The sequence below is a fragment of the Sphingomonas sp. GW821-FHT12D09 genome (genome assembly GCF_058807215.1).
Genome location: NZ_JBXAQL010000005.1, coordinates 282074 through 300425 on the forward strand (window position 1 = coordinate 282074; position 18352 = coordinate 300425).

Sequence of the window (18352 nt, forward strand, 5' to 3'; positions counted from 1 at the left end):
GAGTAACACAGTGCGCCCGCTGGACGCAGGGGTCAACCGGCTTCGATCAGGCGGCGGCCTTCGGGGCTGATCGACAGCTCGCGCCAGTCGAGTTCCTCCTGGAGCTGCTCGTACAGGTCCTGGCCGATCGTGTCGTCGTCGAGCAGCGCGTCGAGGCGCGCGCGCTGTGCGGCGATCGCGGCGAGGCGGAGGCGCTGGCGGGCGTCGAATTCGGCGCAGTTGTTGTCGGCGCCGCTGCGGTCGATCTCGAACTGGCGGCGAGTCTCTTCGGCGACGCGGCCATCCTGGTCCTCGAGCACGGCAAGCGCTGCCTCGGCGAGCTTGCGGCGGGCCTTGTTGAGCAGCGCCTCGCCATCGCCCTTGCCGGCCAGGCCGAGCAGCTTGATCAGCGGCTGGAGGGTGAGCCCCTGGAGGACGAGGGTCGCCAGCACCACGGCGAATGCGGACAGCACGATCATGTCGCGCTGGGGGAAGTCGTGCGGCAGGGCGAAGGCAGTGGCGAGCGTGACGAGCCCGCGCATCCCGCACCAGCCGACCACCACGCTCTGTGCGAAGCTGGGCGGGGGAAGGTCCCCGCGCAGCCGGGGAAAGGCGCGGACGATGAGGTTGTAGGTGAGCGACCAGGCCATGCGCGTGGCGATCACGCCGAGCACGACCAGCCCGGCGAAGCTCGCCGCCTCGCGCAGCCGCTCCGGGCTCATCGTCGCGACGATCTGGCGTGCCTGCATGCCCATCAGCAGGAAGGCGACGACGTTGAGCACGAACACCGCCACGCCCCACACCGCGAAGGACTGGACGCGGTTGCGCGCGCTGATCGGCACGGCGGGCGAATTGGCGACGTACATCGCGCAGGTCACCACGCAGAGCACGGCGGACAGGCCCAGCCGCTCGGCGACGATCCAGGCGATCCAGGTGTTGACGAATTCGAACAGGTTTCCGCCGAACGAACCGCGGGTGAAGGGCATCAGCTTGCCCATCAGCCAGCCGCAGAACAGCCCGAGCAGGATGCCGCCCGGCACTGCGAGGGTGAGGCGAGTCGCGACGCCGGCGTCGATTCCGCCATGGCTCTGCACCGCGAGCGCGGCGCCGAACAGGAGCAGGGCGGTGGCGTCGTTGAGCAGGCTCTCGCCGGTGAGGATCTGGACGGTGCGCCGGGGGAGCGCGGCGGATTGCAGCACCGTGGTGGCAGCGGCCGCGTCGGGCGGAGCGACGATCGCGCCCAGCGCGATCGCGGCGGCGATCGGCAGGCCAGCGAATTGCCAGCCGATCCACGCGACCACCGCGGTGGTGAGCAGCACGGCGATCACCGCAAGCGCGACGAGCGGTCGCCAAAGCCGGCGGATCGCGGCGAGGGGGAAGTCGAAGGCGGCGTCGAGCAGGACGGGCGCGATGAACAGCGCCATCGCGGTATGCCCGTCGAGCGCGATATCGGGCGAGCCGGGAATCGTCGCGACGATCACGCCGGCGGCGGCGAGCATCGTCGGATAGGGAATGGGCGTGCGCCGCGATACCTGCAGCAGCAGGACTGCCAGCGCGAGCAGGGCAACGAGGCTTTCGAAGAAAGTCACGGCGCGGAGGCTAGCGTGTTGGCGGCGAGCTTCAACCTCTAACCCTCTCCCGCCTGCGGAGAGAGGGTGGTCGAGCGCAGCGAGACGGGTGAGGGGGAAAGCGAGAGGCAAGCACGCGCTGCCCGCAGCCACCCTCACCCTTCCGCCGCTTCGCGACTCCCTCCCTCTCCCGCAGGCGGGAGAGGGAAAGAAGATCAGTTCGCGTTGCCCGGCTGGGTCGGCTGGGTCGGCTGGGTCGGCTGTACCTGCTGGGCAGCCGGCGCCGCATCGTCCGGGCCATCCTCCGGCCCATCGAACCCATGCGGCCCGTGATGCCGGCCATGGCCGCGCGGCGGCGCCGGCGGGACCTCACCGACGATCAGCTTGCCGTCCTTGTTGGTGTCGAACTTGTCGAAGCGGGTATTTGCCGCCGCGATCCATTCGGCGCGAGTGATCGTGCCGTCGCGATTGGCATCGGCGCGGGCGAAGGGCCCCATGCCCCGGTCGCCGCCCATGCTGGCATAGGCGAGGCCGCCCGCGGCGACGGTGACGAGCACGCCGGCGAGCGTGGCGCCGACGAGCTGCAGCTTGTGATTCATTGCACTCTCCATGTGCCCGGGTATCGGGCCATAGTCGAGAAATGGCGGATCCACGTCGCGCGGCTATGTCGTCGAATGCCCGAAATTGTCGCAAATTGTGGAGCTTAGGCGAGCGCGTGCGCCTCGATCCCGGCGAGCCGCAGGAAGTTTGCCAGCATCGCATGGCCATGTTCGGTGGCGATGCTTTCCGGGTGGAACTGGACGCCGTGGATCGGCAGCTCCCGATGGCGGAAGCCCATTACATGCGCATCGTCGGCAGTCGCGTTGACCACCAGCTCGTCGGGAATGTCGGTAACGATCAGCGAGTGATAGCGCGTCGCGGTGAAAGGTGAGGGCAGGCCGGTGAACAGGCCGGTGCCGTCATGGCTCACCGGGCTGGTCTTGCCGTGCATCAGCCCGCCGCGGACCACCGATCCGCCAAAATGCTGGCCGATCGCCTGGTGGCCGAGACAGACGCCGAGCAGCGGCTTGCCCAGATCGGCGCAGGCGGCGACGAGATCGAGGCTGATTCCCGCTTCGTTGGGCGTGCATGGCCCTGGCGAGATCAGGAAGGCCTGGGCGTTGCTCGCCACCGCGTCGCGCGCGCTCAAGGCGTCGTTGCGCACCACCTGCACTTCGGTGCCCAGCTCCATGAGGTAATGGACCAGGTTCCAGGTGAAGCTGTCGTAATTGTCGATGACGAGGATCATGGGGGAAGCCTTAGCGGGCATCCCCTCCTTCGTCATCCCCGCTTCCTCCAGCCCTCATCCCGCGGAAAGGGCGGAGACGGGGATTATTTGCGTTGCAGTGCCACCACCATCGGCCCGATCGGCGCGCCGCCGTCGATCCGCTTCGATACCGGGTCCCACAGCCGCGAGACGGCGCCGTCGAGATAGAGCGCATCGGGTGCGGCGAGCTTGTCGCGGAACAGGCGAGCGAAGCGGCCGAAGGATACGGCCTCGTTGCTGATCGCGAACCAGGCGCTGCCGTTCATGCCCACGCCCACGGCGTTGCGGACGGTCAGTGACGTGCCGTTCTCGGCGAGCTTGGGATGGAGCTGGCCGCCGATCAGCAGCATCGGTCCCGACTGGGTGGCGAAGCGGACATGATCGGGCTTGTGCGCAGCGAAATCGTCGGTGGTGGCGACGTGCCAGCCTCTGGCATCGCCCCAGAACACGCCGTTGGGCTGCATATGGAAATTGCCCGGGCCGGGCCGGCGGTTGAGCGGCTTCTGCTCGGCGCCGTCCTCGACATAATAGCCGATCGGCAGGCCAGCCGCGTCGAACATGCCGGCGTTCATCGCGAAGGCGATTCGGGGATAGCGGTCGCCCAATCGCGGCTCGAGCCCGGAGAAGTCGCGCATCGGGCGGCCGTCGGTGCCCCGATCGACGAGCAGCAGGTCGTGCTTCTGCGGATCGGCGCGGCACACGGTGAAGCGCGTGCCTTCGAAGCTGATGTCCTGGCATGCGTCGTCGACGCCGCCCTTGGGGGCGCAGGAAGCGAGGAGCAGGAGGGCGCCGGCAGCGGCGATCGGCCGGATCATGCGTGCCACTTAGGGGTAAAAGATCGGGAGGCAAGGCGCACAGTGCCTTGGGCTTGCCATAGTGCGGCGGCACGTCCAGCGGCGAGGGGCGTTTATCGCCGTGAAGGAGTGTTCATGATCGTTCGTTTGCTCGTTGCCGCCGCGCTGCTCGCCGGTCCTGCCATGGCGCAGGACAGCAAGCAGGCCCAGGATACCAATAGCGGTCCGCCCAAGCGCGTGCGCAGCATCCTGCTCTACGGCAAGGAAGAATGCCCGAAGTCGCAGAACGAGGAAGAGATCGTGGTGTGCGCCAATGCCGGCGAATCGCCCTATCGCATCCCCAAGGCATTCCGCGACAAGCCCAAGGAAGATGCCGGCTCGCAGGCCTGGACCAACCGGGTCGAGATGGTCGAGGACGTCAACCGCGCCGGGCTGCCGAACAGCTGCTCGCCGGTCGGCACCGGCGGCCAGACCGGCTGCACCCGCCAGATGATCCGCCAATGGTACCAGGAGCGGCTCGACGCCAAGGCGAAGGCTGCGCAGATTCCTTGATTCTTACACTCTCCCTCTCCCCTTGTGGGAGAGGGAGGGAGCCGACGCAGTCGGCGGAAGGGTGGAGGGGAAAGTGCGATGACGGGGCGGTTAGTCCCCCTCATCCTTCCCACGCGCTTCGCGCGCGGGCCCCTTCCTTCTCCCACAAGGGGAGAAGGAGTTTTAGTCACTGCCCGAACCCGGCTTCGCCAGCCTGGCGCACCGCCTCGCGCGCCGCGGCGAACAACGCGCCCGCCTTGGCCTCGCATTCGCGCTGCTCGTACTCGGGTACCGAGTCCGCGACGATGCCGGCGCCGGCCTGGACGTGCATCACGCCGTCCTTCACCAGCGCGGTGCGCAGTACGATGCAGCTGTCCATCGATCCGTCGGGCGAGAAATAGCCGACGCCGCCGGCATACGGTCCGCGCGTCTCCTGCTCCAGTTCGGCGATGATCTCGCAGGCACGCACCTTGGGGGCGCCGCTCACCGTGCCCGCCGGGAAGCCGGCGAACAGCGCGTCGAGCGCGTCCTTGCCGGGCGCCAGCTTGCCGACGACGTTCGAGACGATGTGCATGACATGGCTGTAGAATTCGACCGTGTAGCTGTCGGTCACCTTCACGCTGCCCGCTTCCGCCACACGGCCGACATCGTTGCGGCCAAGGTCGAGCAGCATCAGATGCTCGGCGCATTCCTTGGGATCGGCGAGCAGGCTGGCGCGGTTCTCCTCGTCCTCGGCGGCGGTCTTGCCGCGCGGACGGGTGCCGGCGATCGGGCGGATCGTCACTTCGCCGTCGCGCACTCGCACCAGGATCTCGGGGCTTGAGCCCGTCAGCGCGAAGCCCGGCAGGTCGAGATGGTAAAGGAAGGGCGACGGGTTGATGCGGCGCAGCGCCCGGTAGAGCTCGAAGGGCGGCAGCGCGAACGGGGTTGTGAAGCGCTGGGCGAGCACCACCTGGAAGATGTCGCCGGCCGAGATATACTCCTTCGCCGCGGCGACCATCTCGCCATAGCGGCCCGGACGCAGCGCGGGGGTGAGCTTCACTTCCTCGGGCTCGGCGCGAACCGGCGCGGGCAGGGCGGCGCTGGCGAGCTGGGCGGCGACCGCATCGATCCGCTCGGCGGAAAGGTCGACATCGCCGTCGGGCCAGACCGGCGCGACGAGGAACAGCGTGTCGGCGAGCCGATCGAACACCAGCACCACGGTGGGGCGCACGAACATCATGTCGGGCACGCCGATCGGGTTCTCGGGCGGGCGCGGCAGCTTCTCGACCAGGCCGACGGTCTCATAGCTGAAATAGCCGACAAGGCAGGCGAGCGCGCGCGGCAGCTCGGGCGGCACATCGGTGCGGCACCGCGCGGCGAGCGCGCGCAGGGCATCGAGCGCGGGCTCGGCGCAGGGCGTGAAGGCGTCCCGGTTGGTCAGCCATTCGGGGTTGATCGCAGCTTCGTTGCCGGTGGCACGGAAGACGAGATCGGGGGCGAGGCCGATAAGGCTGTGGCGCCCGCGGACCGATCCGCCCTCGACGGATTCCAGCAGGAAATCGCCGCGGCCCGGCTCGATCAACTTGAGCGCGGCGGCAACCGGCGTCTCGGTGTCCGCGATCTGGCGCCGCCAGAGCAGCGCCGGCCGCCCTGCGGCATTTGCCGCGCGGGCGGCTTCGATGCCCTCGATCACCGGATTAACGAACGCCCTGGCGGGTCAGGTCCGCGCGGAGGCGGGCGATCGCCGCTTCGTTGCGGGTGACCTTCACGTCGCCGCGGACCGCACGGATGAACTGGCGGGCATATTCGGCACCCACCTGCTGCTGCAGCGCGCTGCGCATGCCTGCCATAGCCATCGCATCGCCCGAAGCCTCATGCGGCTCCACCGCGTCGAGGAACACGACGTAGAAGCCATCGCGATTCGCTGCCTGGAGCACGCGCGCCTTCTTGGGCTGCATGCTGAAGGCCATCTTGATGAAATTCTCCTTCTGCGCGATTTCCTGGCGCTTCAGGTCGAACGGCTTGGGCGGCGGGCCCTTGGCGCCTGCATCGGTGAGCGCCTTCTGCAACGGCACGCCCTTGTTGACAGCATCGACGACCTGGTTGGCGATGCCGCGCGCCTTTTCCAGCGCCCGGTCGATGAGGAAGTCGGTCTTCACCTTGTCGCGGACGCTGGCGAGCGGGCGTGGCGCGGCGGGGACGATCTTGTCGAGCGTCACGACGGCGAAAGCGCCTTCCTGCGAGACCGGCACGACCTGCGGCTCGTCGCCGACATTCTCCAGCTTGAAGCCGCCGCCCATGATCGCCGCCATCGCGGGATCGGGCTTATAGGATTCATTGTCCGGATCGGTGCCCTGGGCGGTGAGCGCCGGGGTGACCTGGACGGCCAGCTTGGCGTCGGCCAGTAGCTCGGCGAAGTTCTTGCCGTCGCCGATGCCGTCCTCGATCTTCTGGCGGATATCGGCCAGCGCCTGTGCGGTCTTGCGCTGGGTGATCTCGGTGGCGAGCTCCTCATGCGCCTGGGCAAGCGTCTTGGCGGCGATCTTGTCGATTTTCTCGATCACCAGGATGTGCCAGCCGAGCGCCGACTTGACCGGGCCGACCACGGCACCCTGCGCCGCGGCGAAGGCGGAATCGGCGATGGCGGCGCTGGTTTGGCGCGCGAGCTCGGGCTTCTCGATGCCGTCGAGATTGGTCGGCTCGAGCCCGGCGGCCTGGGCGGCGGCGGCGAGCGTCTTGCCGCCCTTCACTTCGCCGGCGATCTTGTTGGCCGTCGCCTGGTCCAGCACGACGAGCTGGCGCACGCCGCGCTTCTCGGTCGCGGCATAGCGCTTGGCCGACTTGGCGAAGGCATCGGCGATCTCTGCCTCGGTCGCAGTCTGCTGGGCGCGGATCTGGTCGGGCAGGATGGTGGCGAAGCGGACGATGCGGCGCTGCGGCACCAGATAGCGGGCGCGGTGGCTGATGTAATAGGCGTTGAGCGCCTTGTCGTCGGGATCGGCGCCCTTATCCAGCGCCGCGGTGTTGACCATCGCGACGACGCCGGTGCGGCGCTCGAGCAGCAGCGAAGCATAGGGCGCGACGACGCCGTCCGGAATCTCGGTGCCGACCGTCGCGCGGTTGACCAGCCAGTTGCCGTAGCGCTCCTGCGTCAGGCTCTCGCGATAGGTGGCGGGGGCCAGGCGGTTGTCGGCGAGCAGCTTCTCGAAATTCTCCTGGCTGAACTTGCCGTCGATGCCGGCAAAGGCCGAGTTGCTGGCGATATCGGTATCGATCAGGGTCTTCGAGACGGTCATGCCCGACTTGTGCGCGAACTCCACCAGCGCGGCGGAATTGATCATCTCGTCGAGCGCGATGTCGAGGCCGCCCTGCGCCAGGAACTGCTCCATCGTCACGGCCTGGCCGCCGCGCTGCGCGTTGCGCAGGAAGCGGTCGATCCGGTCCTTCACTTCGGTATCGCTGATCTTCTGGCCGCCGACGGTGGCGAGCGTGCTGTTCGTCGCGCCGCTTCCCATGTTGCGGACGCCGGTGACATCGCCCAGCACGAAGGCGAGGGCGATGAGGCCGAGGAAGAGGAACACCGCGATCAGGCCATAGCGCGACTTGGTGAACTGCCGGAAGAATTTGAGCATGAAGGGCCGATCGTTGGATGGTGTCGGCGGGTGCTTTAGGATGTGCCGTCGCAGCCGACAAGCTTGTGCGAACGTCCCCGCCTGCTATCCGCGAGCGAAATAAGCAAAACAGGAGGTTGGGGTGATGCGGCGCAAGCTGGTGGCCGGGAACTGGAAAATGCACGGGCTGCGCGGGCAGCTGCCCGAGGTCGAGGCGATCTCGGCGGCAGCGGCGGCGAATCCCGGCGTGGACGTGGCGCTGTGCGTGCCCTTCACGCTGATCCATCCCGCGGTGCAGATCGCGGGCAGCCTGCCGATCGGCGCGCAGGACCTGCACGAGGCCGACAAGGGCGCACATACCGGCTGCATCTCCGCGCCGATGCTGGTGGAAGAGGGGGCGACCCTCACCATCGTCGGCCACTCCGAGCGCCGCGGCGACCAGCACGAGACCAGCCACGACGCCTATATGAAGGCCGCCGCGGCGCATCGGCATGGCCTGCGCGTCATCCTGTGCTGCGGCGAGCTGGAAGCCGAGCGCGCCGCCGGTCGCGCCGAGCGCATCGTCCAGTCGCAGATCGAGAAGTCGCTGCCCGACGATGCCGATCCGAGCTGGCTGACGCTCGCCTATGAGCCGCGCTGGGCGATCGGCACGGGCAAGACGCCGACGCCGGACGAGATCGCATCGATGCACGCGATCATCCGCGCCAAGCTGCGCATGATGATCGGCGATGCCAAAGCCGACGGCGTCCAGATCCTCTATGGCGGGTCGGTGACCGGCGCCAATGCCGCCGAGATCCTGGCGCTGGAGAATGTCGATGGCGCGCTGGTCGGCGGCGCGAGCCTGACCGCGGAGAAGTTCGTGCCGATCATTCAGGGCGCGGCTTCGGTTTCCTGACTTCACCGAGCGTGAGATAGGCGGTCGCGCCGGACAGCGCGGCTGCCGTGGCGCCGACCAGCGCACCGCCATGGAAGGCGCTTACCAGGCCTTCGCCTGCCGCCGCGATTACCGCGCCGGCGATGGCGGTCGCGATCAGTCCGCCCGTGCGCGCGATCGCGCTGTTGAAGCCTGATGCGGTGCCGGTATGCCGCTCGTCGACCGAGGCGAGCACCGCCGTGGTGAGCGGCGCTGCGACGCTGGCCATGCCGATTGCGATGGCAAGGACGCCGGGGAAAACCGAGCTCCAATAGGAAGCGCCTGCATCGACGCGCAGCAGCAGCGCAAAGCCGGCTGCGACGATCACCGGTCCGATGGTGAGCGGCCAGCGCGGACCGATCTTCGCGGTGACCTTGCCCATGATCCGGCTGGCGATCCCCATGCCGAGCGGCATCGGCAGCAGCGCGAAGCCGGCGTGGAGCGCCGAATAGCCTCCCGCCTGGATCAGCACATAGGGCAGGAGTAGCAGGACGCCGCCCAGGGCGCCGTAGAGCAGGAAGGTCAAAAGGGTCAGCCCGGCAAAGGCGCGCGAGGCGAACATCTCGACGGGCATCATCGCCCGGTCGCCGCGGTGGTGCTCGATCCACAGAAACGCACCGATGGCGAGAAGCCCCGAAGCGAGCCCGATCGCCACCGTCGTGTCGATCGCGTGGTGGCTCGACCACAGGGTGAGCGCCCAGGTCAGCGCGCCCAATGCCAGCGTGGCAGTGGCGGCGCCGGGCAGATCGAGCGGCAAGTTGCCCTCGGCGCTTTCCTCGACATAGAAGAGCGCGATGCCGATCGCCGCGAGCGCGACGGGTATGTTGACGTAGAAGATCGCCCGCCAGCCGATCGCATCGACCAGCCAGCCGCCCAAGGGTGGTCCGACCGCGCCGGCGATCGCGCCGACCCCGGCCCAGGTCCCGATCGCCTTGCCGCGCGCTTCGCCGGTGAAGGCGTGGCCCAGCGTGGCAAGGCTGTTGGGCAGCAGGATCGCCGCGCCAAGGCCCTGCACCGCGCGCGCGGCCAGGAGCAGCGTGAGGTCCGCAGCCACCGCGCAGGCGATCGAGGCGGCAGTGAAGATCGCGATGCCGAGCACGAGCAGCTTGCGCCGCCCGAACCGGTCTCCCGCAGCACCACCGATCAGCAGCAGTGCCGAGAGCGGCAGCATGTACGCGTTGATCGTCCATTGCAGCTCGGCGGGTGTGGCATGCAGGTCCGCGCCGATCGCGGGCAGCGCGACATTGGTCACCGATCCGTCGATGAACGCCAGGCTCGAGGCCAGGATACAGGCGGTGAGGGTGAGGTTGGGGTGCTTTGTGGGCATGCGGCAGGGGTAGCAGAGGCCGGGGCCTAGGGGGAGATGGGCAAGAGACGTTCGGAGGCGGACGACGAATTCGTGCCGACGCATCACATCGCTATAATTTGAGCGGCATGAACAGGCTTAGCGGGAGCAACGGCGAGACGAAGGAATCAACCGGCACCACCGTCGCCTGGGTCTTGTCCCGCGGCAGCGTCTGGTAATGTCCGGTATCGTTGTTCCACCGCGTGAGTTGCCCATGGGTGAAATAGGCCTTGCCGGCATAATAGACCGAGGCCGATTTAGTGATCGACGTGTGGCCACGTCCCTCGCCGTCGCGACACACCAGCACTTCGTTGCGCTTGCCGTTCAGGATCGCAAAGCAATATTCTCCATGCGCTGGCTCGGCAGTGTAGGAATCCCACGGCAAGCCATAGGTTGTCGGAAATACATAATAGGGATGTCCGGGGCCATGATTGAATATCGCGCCTATTTGTGCGGCCGCTTGCGGAAATCCCTTGTTGATATATTCGAAATTCCTCGGGGCGGTTTTCTCGATAACCAGTTTCAGAAGTTTTTCTGCGCCCAATTTTTGGGATTCGTTCTGACTCTTGTCATACATTTCTTTGAATCTGTTATAGTGCTGCATGACGGTGACGACGTCTTCGTCAGCCTGGTCGAGCTCCGGTTGCGTGAATATCCCTCTGAGAGGCGTCCCTCCTGAGCTGCTGGAGGCGCTGCTCACGGAACTGCTTCGCTGGATCGGGCGCGCTAGTCCGCCGGGCGCGTTTCCATGCGGTGTGACGAGATGGGGCGGCATAGCCCGTTGCGGCGGCCCACAGGCGTGGCTGGGCATCGACCGGGCTGCCTGGACGACCGGCGCGGGCCGCCCACCCTGGCCCACGAGCGGGGCATTCAGCCTTATGGGGGGTGGTCCTGCCGTCTTCATCCGAGAGTCCCCGCCGCCGGGCCTGGCACGCGATCCTACACCGCCGGCCGCTCGACTACAATTGCGCCGCCTCGGATGACCCCGCCGCTGCCGCGTGGCATCGGCAATGTGCGCATTTGTAAAGAGCGTTAACGCGCTGATTTCGCCGGAAATCGGTGGTCCGATGCGCAACGCGCCACTGCGCGCTGCTATATATGCATATGCTGAGGCTCACGCTTTCTGCCGAGCACGGGGATAGCGAACGGAATCGCACGATTCTGGTCGAGCAGTTTGTCGCCCTGCGCCAGCAGGTGCCGCTGATGTACGCAATGATGTTCGTCGATGCGGCGTTCCTCGCCTTCGCCGCCCATGGCACGGTGAGCCTATGGTGGAGCCTGGGCATGCCGGCGGGGCTGGCCATATTGTCCGCCGTGCGCGCCGCCTTCTGGCTGCGGCGCCGCGGCTTCACGCCCCGGCCCGAGGCGATTCCCCGTTACCTGCGCGGCACGATCATCGTGGCGGCGCTGCTGAGCTTCGGCTTCGGTGGCTGGGGCCTGATGCTCTATGCCGAAGGCGACCTGGTTCGTCGGGCCTGTATCGCCCTCTACATCTTCATCGGCGCGATCAGCTGTTGCTACTGCCTTCAGGTGGTGCCGCGCGCGGGGCAGGCGGTACTGATCTGCGGCGCGATGCCGGTGACGGTCTGCCTGCTCTTTTCGGGCGACTGGTTCCTGCGCGGGCTCGGCTGCAACATCGTGCTGGTCGGGATCGTGGTGTTGCGGATGATGCGCAACAGCCATGCCGGCTTTGTCGAGATGCTCCAGTCGCGCTCGCACATGGTGGCCGAGCAGGAGCGCGCGAAAGGTGCCGAGCAGCGCGCGCATCAGCTCGCCTATCACGATCCGCTTACCGGGCTGCCCAACCGCCGCGCGCTCGCCGAGGCGCTGGAGCAGCGCACGACGCCTGCCGGCGACGGCACGCCGCTCGGGTTGCTGATCATCGACCTGGACCGCTTCAAGTCGATCAACGACGTCCATGGCCATCCGGCGGGCGACCAGCTGCTGCGCGACGTCGCGGCGCGGCTGAGCACCGTCGTCGGGGAGCAGGGAACGAGCTACCGGCTGGGCGGCGACGAGTTTGCGGTGATCCTCGATACCGATGGCGAAGGCGCGTGCCGCACCGCGCATGCCATCGTCAATGCAATGCAGCGGCCCTTTATCGGCCCGGACCTGGTCCACCACATCGGCGCCAGCGTGGGCATCTCGCTCTATCCGCATGATGCGCTCGATCTCGACACGCTGATGCGCCGCGCCGATATCGCGCTCTACAAGGCCAAGCATTCGGGGCGCAGCCAGCATTGCGCGTTCGAACCGATGCTCGACGCCGAGATCCGCCGCCGCGCCGAGATCGAGCGCGAGATGCGCGACGCGATGGGGAGCGATGCGTTCGTCCCCCATTACCAGCCGATCGTCGACCTGCAGAGTGGCGCGGTCGTCGGCTATGAGCTGCTTGCGCGCTGGCGGCGGGGCGATGGCGCGGATATCGGCCCCGAGCTGTTCATCCCGATCGCCGAGGAATGCGGGCTGATCGACACGCTGATGCTGCGCCTGCTGCGCAGCGCCTGCCGCGAGACGCGCGATTGGCAGGTGCCGATCTCGATCAACGTCTCGCCGACCCAGCTCAAGGATCCGTGGTTCAGCCAGAAGGTGCTGGCGGTGCTGGTGCGCGAGCGCTTCCCGGCGCAGCGGCTCACCGTGGAGATCACCGAGAACGCGCTGATCATCGATGCCGAGGCTGCGCAACAGGCGATCGCATCGCTGCGCAACCAGGGCATCCAGCTGGCGCTCGACGATTTCGGCACCGGCTATTCCTCGCTCCAGCACCTCCAGATGCTGCCGTTCGACCGGTTGAAGATCGACCGCTCGTTCATCACCTCAATGGGCAGCGATCCGCAGGCGATGCGGCTGGTGCTGGCGATCATCACGCTCGCCACCACGCTCGGCCTGCCAGTGGTGGCCGAAGGGATAGAGACCGCGGCGACTGCCGAAACGCTCGCCCGGCTGGGCTGTGCGATGGGGCAGGGCTACCTCTATGGCCACGCCATGTCCGCGGCCGACATCGTGGCCGGACGCGACGCGAGTGCTGCCTGACATATTCCCTATCGTGCAGTGTTCCGTGTAGCATGGGCGCGGTTCACGGGAGGGTATGATGCCGCTTCTCGCCTGGTTCGCCTGCCTGCTTGTCCTGGTCGCCACGTCCGCAAGCGCGAGCACGCTGGAGTATGGTCAAATCGATGCCGCCAGCCTTCGAGGCAATGCCGCCGGGCTGCCGAGCGTGCGCAACGTCACCACCTACCTGCCCGATGGCTATGCCGCCGATCCGAAGAAGCGCTTTCCGGTGGTCTATTATCTCACCAGCTTCTTCGAGGATGATCGTGCGCCCTGGACCGGCAATGGCGCGCAGGCGCTGCTCGACCGGGCGATCGCGAAGGGCGTGATCGGCGGGCTGATCGTGGTGACGGTCGATTGTACGACCCCCGCAGGCGGCGGCTGGTACGTCAACTCGCCGGTGACCGGGAATTGGGAGGACTTCGTTGCGCGCGAGCTCGTCGCCTGGGTGGACGGGCGCTACCGCACCCTGGCCTCGCGCGATTCCCGTGGCATCGGCGGCGATCGGATGGGCGGGCATGGCGCGATCCGGCTGGCGATGCTGCATCCGGAGGTGTTCGGTTCGGTCTATGCGCTTCACCCGATCGGCATGGGCCCGGGACTGCAGACGATGTTCTCGCGGCCCAACTGGCAGCTGCTGCAGGACGCAAAGGGGATCGAGGATCTGCGCAGCGACGGCTTCTCGCTGATCTTCACGTCGATCTTCCAGGCGCATCTGCCCAATGCGGCGCGCGCGCCCCTGTTCTTCGATCCGCCGGCGCGGCTGGCGGACGGGCGGCTGGAGGTGGACCCGGCGCTGACCGAACGCCTCAACGCCAGCTTCTTCCTGGAGCGCCAGGTCGCCGCGCACGCCGACAATCTCCGGCGCCTGCGCGGCTTCCGCTTCGATTGGGCGCGGGGCGACGCGAACCCCGACCATATCGTCTCGCTCCAGGCTTACACCCGCACGCTGGATTCGTTCGGCGTGCCCTATGAAGCGGAGGAATATCGCGGCGGCTGGGGGGAGCGGCATTGGGGCGAAGACGGGCGCATCTACACCGAGATGCTGCCCTTCTTCGCCCGGACATTGGTGTTTTAGTTCGCGTAGCGGTCCTTCAGCACCTTCCACACGGCGCGCAGGCTGACAGCCTCGGCGCCCTTGGGGCGGCCCGGCTTGTGGCTGCCGTTCCAGCAGAAGATGTCGAGATGCGCCCATTGCGCCTTCTCGGGGACGAATTCCTTGAGGAACAGCGCGGCGGTCAGCGCGCCGCCGAAGGGAGCCTCGGCCGCGTTGACCATGTCGGCCACGTCGGACTTCAGCATCTCCTTGTACGGATCGTAGAGCGGAAGGCGCCACATCGGATCCGCCTCGGTCTCCGCCGCGGCCATCAACTCGCTGGCCAGCGTGTCGTCATTGGCGAACAGCGCCTGCAGGTCGGCGCCCAGCGCGACGCGGGCGGCGCCGGTCAGAGTCGCATAGTCGATCACCAGCTCCGGGGTCTTTTCCTCGGCCTTGGTCAGCGCGTCGGCGAGGATCAGGCGACCCTCCGCGTCGGTGTTGCTGTTCTCCACCGTGATGCCCTTGCGCGAGCGCATGATGTCGCCCGGGCGCGTCGCTTCGCCGTTGATCGAGTTCTCGACCGCCGGAACCAGCATGTGCAGCCGCACCGGCAGGCGCGACGACATGATCAGCTCGGCGGTGGCGAGCGCGTGCGCCGCGCCGCCCATGTCCTTCTTCATCAGGCGCATGCCCGAAGCGGGCTTGATGTCGAGGCCGCCCGAATCGAAGCAGACGCCCTTGCCGATGATCGCGACCTTGGGATGCTCGGGATTGCCCCATTCGATTTCGATCAGGCGCGGCTCGCGGCCCTTGCCGGCGGCCTTGCCGACTGCCCAGAGCAGGCCATAGCCTTTCTCGATCTCGTCGCCCTTCACCACGGTGAGCTGGCCGCCATAGGCCTTGACCAGATCAGCGGCTGCAGCCTCGAGATCGGCCGGGCCCATGTCGTTGGCGCCGGTGTTGATCCGGTCGCGCAGCTTGTAGGTGGCATTGGCCATCCGCACGGCTTCCTCGATCCGCGCGGGATCGCTGGTCAGCAACACGCGCGCGCCGGTCGGGGTCTTCTCGTCCTTCTTGTAGGTGTCGAACTTGTACTGGGCGGCGAGCCAGCCATGGATCGCCTTGCCGGGCTCGGCGCCGTCGATGCGGTAGCTGCCCTCGGGCAGCGTCTCGGCGAGCTTGGCGAGGCACCAGGACGACAGGCGCTCGGCATTGGCGACGACACTCACCACCGACCAGTCCTCGGCGCCGTCGCCGGGCAGGATCGCGCTGGCATAGGGCGAGGGGGTCAGCTTCTGCGCGGCGGCCGCAGTGCGGTGGCGCGGCGGCTGGGCATTCAGCCAGGCGTCGAAGCCCTTGGCGTCGATCACGTGGATGGTGCGGGCGGACTGGCCCTTGTCGGGCTGAACGAGCGTGTTGGGATCAGGCATGGGAGACGATCTAGGTAATGGGGGCGGCCAGGGCTAGGGGGCTTGTATGGTTTCTCGCGCCCTCCTCGTCATCCCGGCGAAGGCAGGGACCCAGGATTTCTCCGCGATATCGCCTCTGGCTCTCGGCCCCGGCGTCCGCCGGGTAACGGCAGATGGGCGAACATGAATTTTCGTTCACAATGGAACGGTATCGTTTCGCAACCGGTTTCTCAGGGTTGAGAGCTTATTTGCGGGAGCAACCCATGACCGACACGCGCTATGAAGGGGAACGCGTCCCCTATCTCGAGCCGGTGGAGGTAACGCCCCGGCGCCGCAGCATCGCCGCGATGATCGTCGGCGCGGTGATTGCGCTGATCGGCCTGGTGCTCGCGATCGGCGGCGCCTGGCTCGCTGTGCTGGGCGGGTCGCTCTATTACGTCATCACCGGCGCATTGATGGTCTGGTCGGGCGTGCTGCTGATCCGCGGTCGGATGACCGGCGGCTGGCTCTACCTCGCCGTGGTGATCGCCAGCGTGCTCTGGGCCTGGTGGGAAGCCGGCGCCAATCCCTGGGCGCAGGTCCCCCGCGTGATCGCGCCGGTTGTCCTCGCAATCGCGGTGATCCTGGTGCTGCCGACGCTGACCACTGCGCCCGGCAAATGGCGGCTGGCGGGCGGCGGCGTGCTGGCGGCGCTGGTGCTCACCGTGATCAACTTCTGGGCGGCCGCGTCCGGCATGCCCAACCCCGTGCTCGCAGGACTCCCCGCGCCCGGCACCGTCGGCATGATGGACCCCTCGGGCCAGCAGACCGGCGCCGACTGGCCGGTCTATGGCGGCACGACCAGCGCGCGGCGCTATTCGCCGCTCGCCCAGATCACCCCGGCGAATGTCTCCAAGCTCAAGCAGGTGTGGCTGACGCATACCGGCGACTTGCCGAGCTCGCCGATGATCCGGAACACCTATGGCGCGGAGAACACCCCGCTCAAGGTCGGCGACAGCCTCTATGTCTGTACGCCCAAGAACATCATGCTCTCGCTCGATGCCGCGACCGGCATGGAGAAGTGGCGCTACGACCCCAAGGTGCCCGATGACGCGATCCCGTACACGGCGGCCTGCCGCGGCGTGGTCTATTATGCCGTGCCGAATGCCCCGGCCGACCAGGCCTGCGCGACCCGGATCATCGAAGGTACGCTCGACGCGCGGCTGATCGCGGTCGATGCCCGCAACGGCAAGCCCTGCGCCGATTTCGGCACCAACGGCCAAGTCGATGCCAAGATCGGCATGGGCAAGGTCCCGGCCGGCTTCGTCTCGATCAACTCCCCACCGACGCTGGTACGCGGTGTCCTCGTCACCGGCCACCAGGTGCTCGATGGGCAGGACCGCTGGGCACCCTCGGGCGTGATCCAGGGCTTCGACGTCGTCACCGGCAAGCTGCGCTGGGCCTGGGACATGATGAACCCGAGCTGGAGCGGCGCACCGCCGGCCGGCAAGGAATGGGCGCGCGGCACCCCGAACATGTGGACGCTGGCGAGCGGCGACGAGCAGCTCGGCCTGGTCTATCTGCCGATGGGCAATGCCGCGGCGGACTATTATTCGTCGCTGCGCCGTCCCCAGGAGAATATGTTCGCCACCTCGCTGGTCGCGCTCGACGTGACCACCGGCAAGCCGAAATGGCGTTTCCAGGCGGTCCGCAACGACGTGTGGGACTATGACTTCGGCGCGCAGGCGACGCTGGTCGATTACAAGGGCGCGCCGGCGCTGGTGCTGCCGTCCAAGCAGGGCGACATCTACATCCTCGATCGCCGCACCGGCCAGCCGCTCACCCCGGTCGGCGAGATGAAGGTACCAGGCGGCGGCGTCGAGCCGCAGCAGCGCGCCGCCACCCAGCGCGTCTCGCTGTGGCATACGCTGCGCAAGGCGGACCTGACCGAGCGGGACATGTGGGGCATGTCCCCGATCGACCAGATGGTCTGCCGCATCCAGTTCCGCCGGGCGAGCTACAAGGGCTTCTTCACCCCGCCCGAGGCCGATCGCCAGTCGATCGAATATCCCGGCTATAATGGCGGCACCGATTGGGGCGGCATCGCCGTCGACCCGCAGCGCGGCGTGATCATCGCCAACTACAACGACATGCCCAATTCCGTGCGGCTCGTGCCCCGTGCCAAGGCCGACAAGCTCGGCTGGGCACCGCGCGACCAGGCCCGTGGCAAGATCGGCGGCGCCGAGGGTGCGGGCGATCCGCAGGCCAACACGCCCTATGCGATCAACGTCAATGCCGGCTGGCGGATGCCGTTCACCGGGCTGCTCTGCAAGCAGCCGCCCTATGGCGGGATCCGCGCGATCGACATGGCCACCGGCAAGACGATCTGGGATCGCCCGTTCGGCGAGGCGCGCACCAACGGTCCGTTCGGCATCCCGTCGATGCTGCCGGTCAGCATCGGCACGCCGAACAATGGCGGCTCGGTGGTCACCGCCAGCGGACTGATCTTTGTCGCGGCGGCGACCGACAACCTGATCCGCGCGATCGACATGCGGACCGGCAAGACGCTGTGGAAGGCCGTGCTCCCCGCGGGAGGCCAGGCGACTCCGATCGTCTATGAGGCGAACGGCAAGCAGTATCTCGTCATCTATGCCGGCGGGCACCACTTCATGCAGACCCCGGTAGGCGACGAAGTGGTGGCCTACGCTTTGCCGTAAACCCAAAACCGTCACGCACCCTCCACCGTCATCCCCGCGAAAGCGGGAATCCAGAGCCAAGCAGGACTGGCCGGGCCGAGTAACCCTGGATCCCCGCCTTCGCGGGGATGACGAAAGATAAGATCGCG

14 protein-coding genes are annotated in these 18352 nt (G+C 67.5%); 5 read left to right on the forward strand and 9 right to left on the reverse strand.

All coding sequences use genetic code 11. The features are described 5' to 3' along the window. Positions 1–32: 32 nt before the first annotated feature. The 4 genes from AC1RPL_RS21135 to AC1RPL_RS21150 all read right to left on the reverse strand — a co-directional run bounded on the left by AC1RPL_RS21135 (position 33) and on the right by AC1RPL_RS21150 (position 3668). Positions 33–1568 (reverse strand): cation:proton antiporter, encoded by a 1536-nt coding sequence (locus AC1RPL_RS21135; RefSeq protein ID WP_493072268.1) that lies wholly within the window; start codon positions 1566–1568, stop codon positions 33–35. Positions 1569–1762: 194 nt separating this feature from the next. Continuing rightward, positions 1763–2146, reverse strand: a complete 384-nt coding sequence (locus AC1RPL_RS21140; protein WP_493072270.1) for a hypothetical protein — start codon at positions 2144–2146, stop codon at positions 1763–1765. A 104-nt stretch (positions 2147–2250) separates the two neighbouring features. Continuing rightward, positions 2251–2835 (reverse strand): anthranilate synthase component II, encoded by a 585-nt coding sequence (locus AC1RPL_RS21145; protein ID WP_493072271.1) that lies wholly within the window; start codon positions 2833–2835, stop codon positions 2251–2253. An 83-nt stretch (positions 2836–2918) separates the two neighbouring features. After that, the gene (locus tag AC1RPL_RS21150) at positions 2919–3668 is read right to left on the reverse strand and encodes a phosphodiester glycosidase family protein (RefSeq protein ID WP_493072273.1); all 750 of its coding nucleotides are present in this window, start codon (positions 3666–3668) and stop codon (positions 2919–2921) included. 114 nt (positions 3669–3782) lie between these two features. Between AC1RPL_RS21150 and AC1RPL_RS21155 the strand changes: the two genes are divergently transcribed. Then, on the forward strand, positions 3783–4199 hold the full coding sequence (locus tag AC1RPL_RS21155) for a hypothetical protein (protein ID WP_493072275.1): 417 nt from the start codon (positions 3783–3785) through the stop codon (positions 4197–4199). A 166-nt stretch (positions 4200–4365) separates the two neighbouring features. Here AC1RPL_RS21155 and trpE read toward each other — a convergent pair whose 3' ends face one another. Continuing rightward, positions 4366–5850 (reverse strand): anthranilate synthase component I, encoded by a 1485-nt coding sequence (gene trpE / locus AC1RPL_RS21160; protein ID WP_493072423.1) that lies wholly within the window; start codon positions 5848–5850, stop codon positions 4366–4368. A 7-nt stretch (positions 5851–5857) separates the two neighbouring features. Next, positions 5858–7792 carry a peptidylprolyl isomerase gene (locus tag AC1RPL_RS21165; RefSeq protein WP_493072277.1) on the reverse strand — a complete coding sequence of 645 codons (1935 nt, stop codon included), beginning with the start codon at positions 7790–7792 and terminating at the stop codon, positions 5858–5860. A 124-nt stretch (positions 7793–7916) separates the two neighbouring features. Between AC1RPL_RS21165 and tpiA the strand changes: the two genes are divergently transcribed. Further along, complete coding sequence (gene tpiA / locus AC1RPL_RS21170) at positions 7917–8666, forward strand: triose-phosphate isomerase (RefSeq protein WP_493072279.1); 750 nt, start codon at positions 7917–7919, stop codon at positions 8664–8666. Here tpiA and AC1RPL_RS21175 read toward each other — a convergent pair. Next, the gene (locus AC1RPL_RS21175; RefSeq protein WP_493072281.1) at positions 8638–10011 is read right to left on the reverse strand and encodes an MFS transporter; all 1374 of its coding nucleotides are present in this window, start codon (positions 10009–10011) and stop codon (positions 8638–8640) included. The genes tpiA and AC1RPL_RS21175 overlap by 29 nt on opposite strands. Positions 10012–10102: 91 nt before the next feature. Further along, a complete protein-coding gene (locus AC1RPL_RS21180; RefSeq protein ID WP_493072283.1) occupies positions 10103–10804 on the reverse strand; it encodes a hypothetical protein in 702 nt (233 codons plus the stop codon). 329 nt (positions 10805–11133) lie between these two features. Here AC1RPL_RS21180 and AC1RPL_RS21185 point away from each other — a divergent pair, with 329 nt between their 5' ends. Continuing rightward, a complete protein-coding gene (locus AC1RPL_RS21185; protein ID WP_493072285.1) occupies positions 11134–13062 on the forward strand; it encodes a putative bifunctional diguanylate cyclase/phosphodiesterase in 1929 nt (642 codons plus the stop codon). A 58-nt stretch (positions 13063–13120) separates the two neighbouring features. Further along, positions 13121–14158, forward strand: coding sequence for an alpha/beta hydrolase (locus tag AC1RPL_RS21190; RefSeq protein WP_493072287.1), 1038 nt, complete (start codon positions 13121–13123; stop codon positions 14156–14158). Here the strand turns inward: AC1RPL_RS21190 and AC1RPL_RS21195 are convergent. Continuing rightward, positions 14155–15549 (reverse strand): leucyl aminopeptidase family protein, encoded by a 1395-nt coding sequence (locus AC1RPL_RS21195; protein WP_493072288.1) that lies wholly within the window; start codon positions 15547–15549, stop codon positions 14155–14157. The genes AC1RPL_RS21190 and AC1RPL_RS21195 overlap by 4 nt on opposite strands. A gap of 242 nt (positions 15550–15791) precedes the next feature. Here AC1RPL_RS21195 and AC1RPL_RS21200 point away from each other — a divergent pair, with 242 nt between their 5' ends. After that, positions 15792–18224, forward strand: coding sequence for a membrane-bound PQQ-dependent dehydrogenase, glucose/quinate/shikimate family (locus AC1RPL_RS21200; RefSeq protein ID WP_493072290.1), 2433 nt, complete (start codon positions 15792–15794; stop codon positions 18222–18224). The last annotated feature ends 128 nt before the right edge of the window (positions 18225–18352 follow it).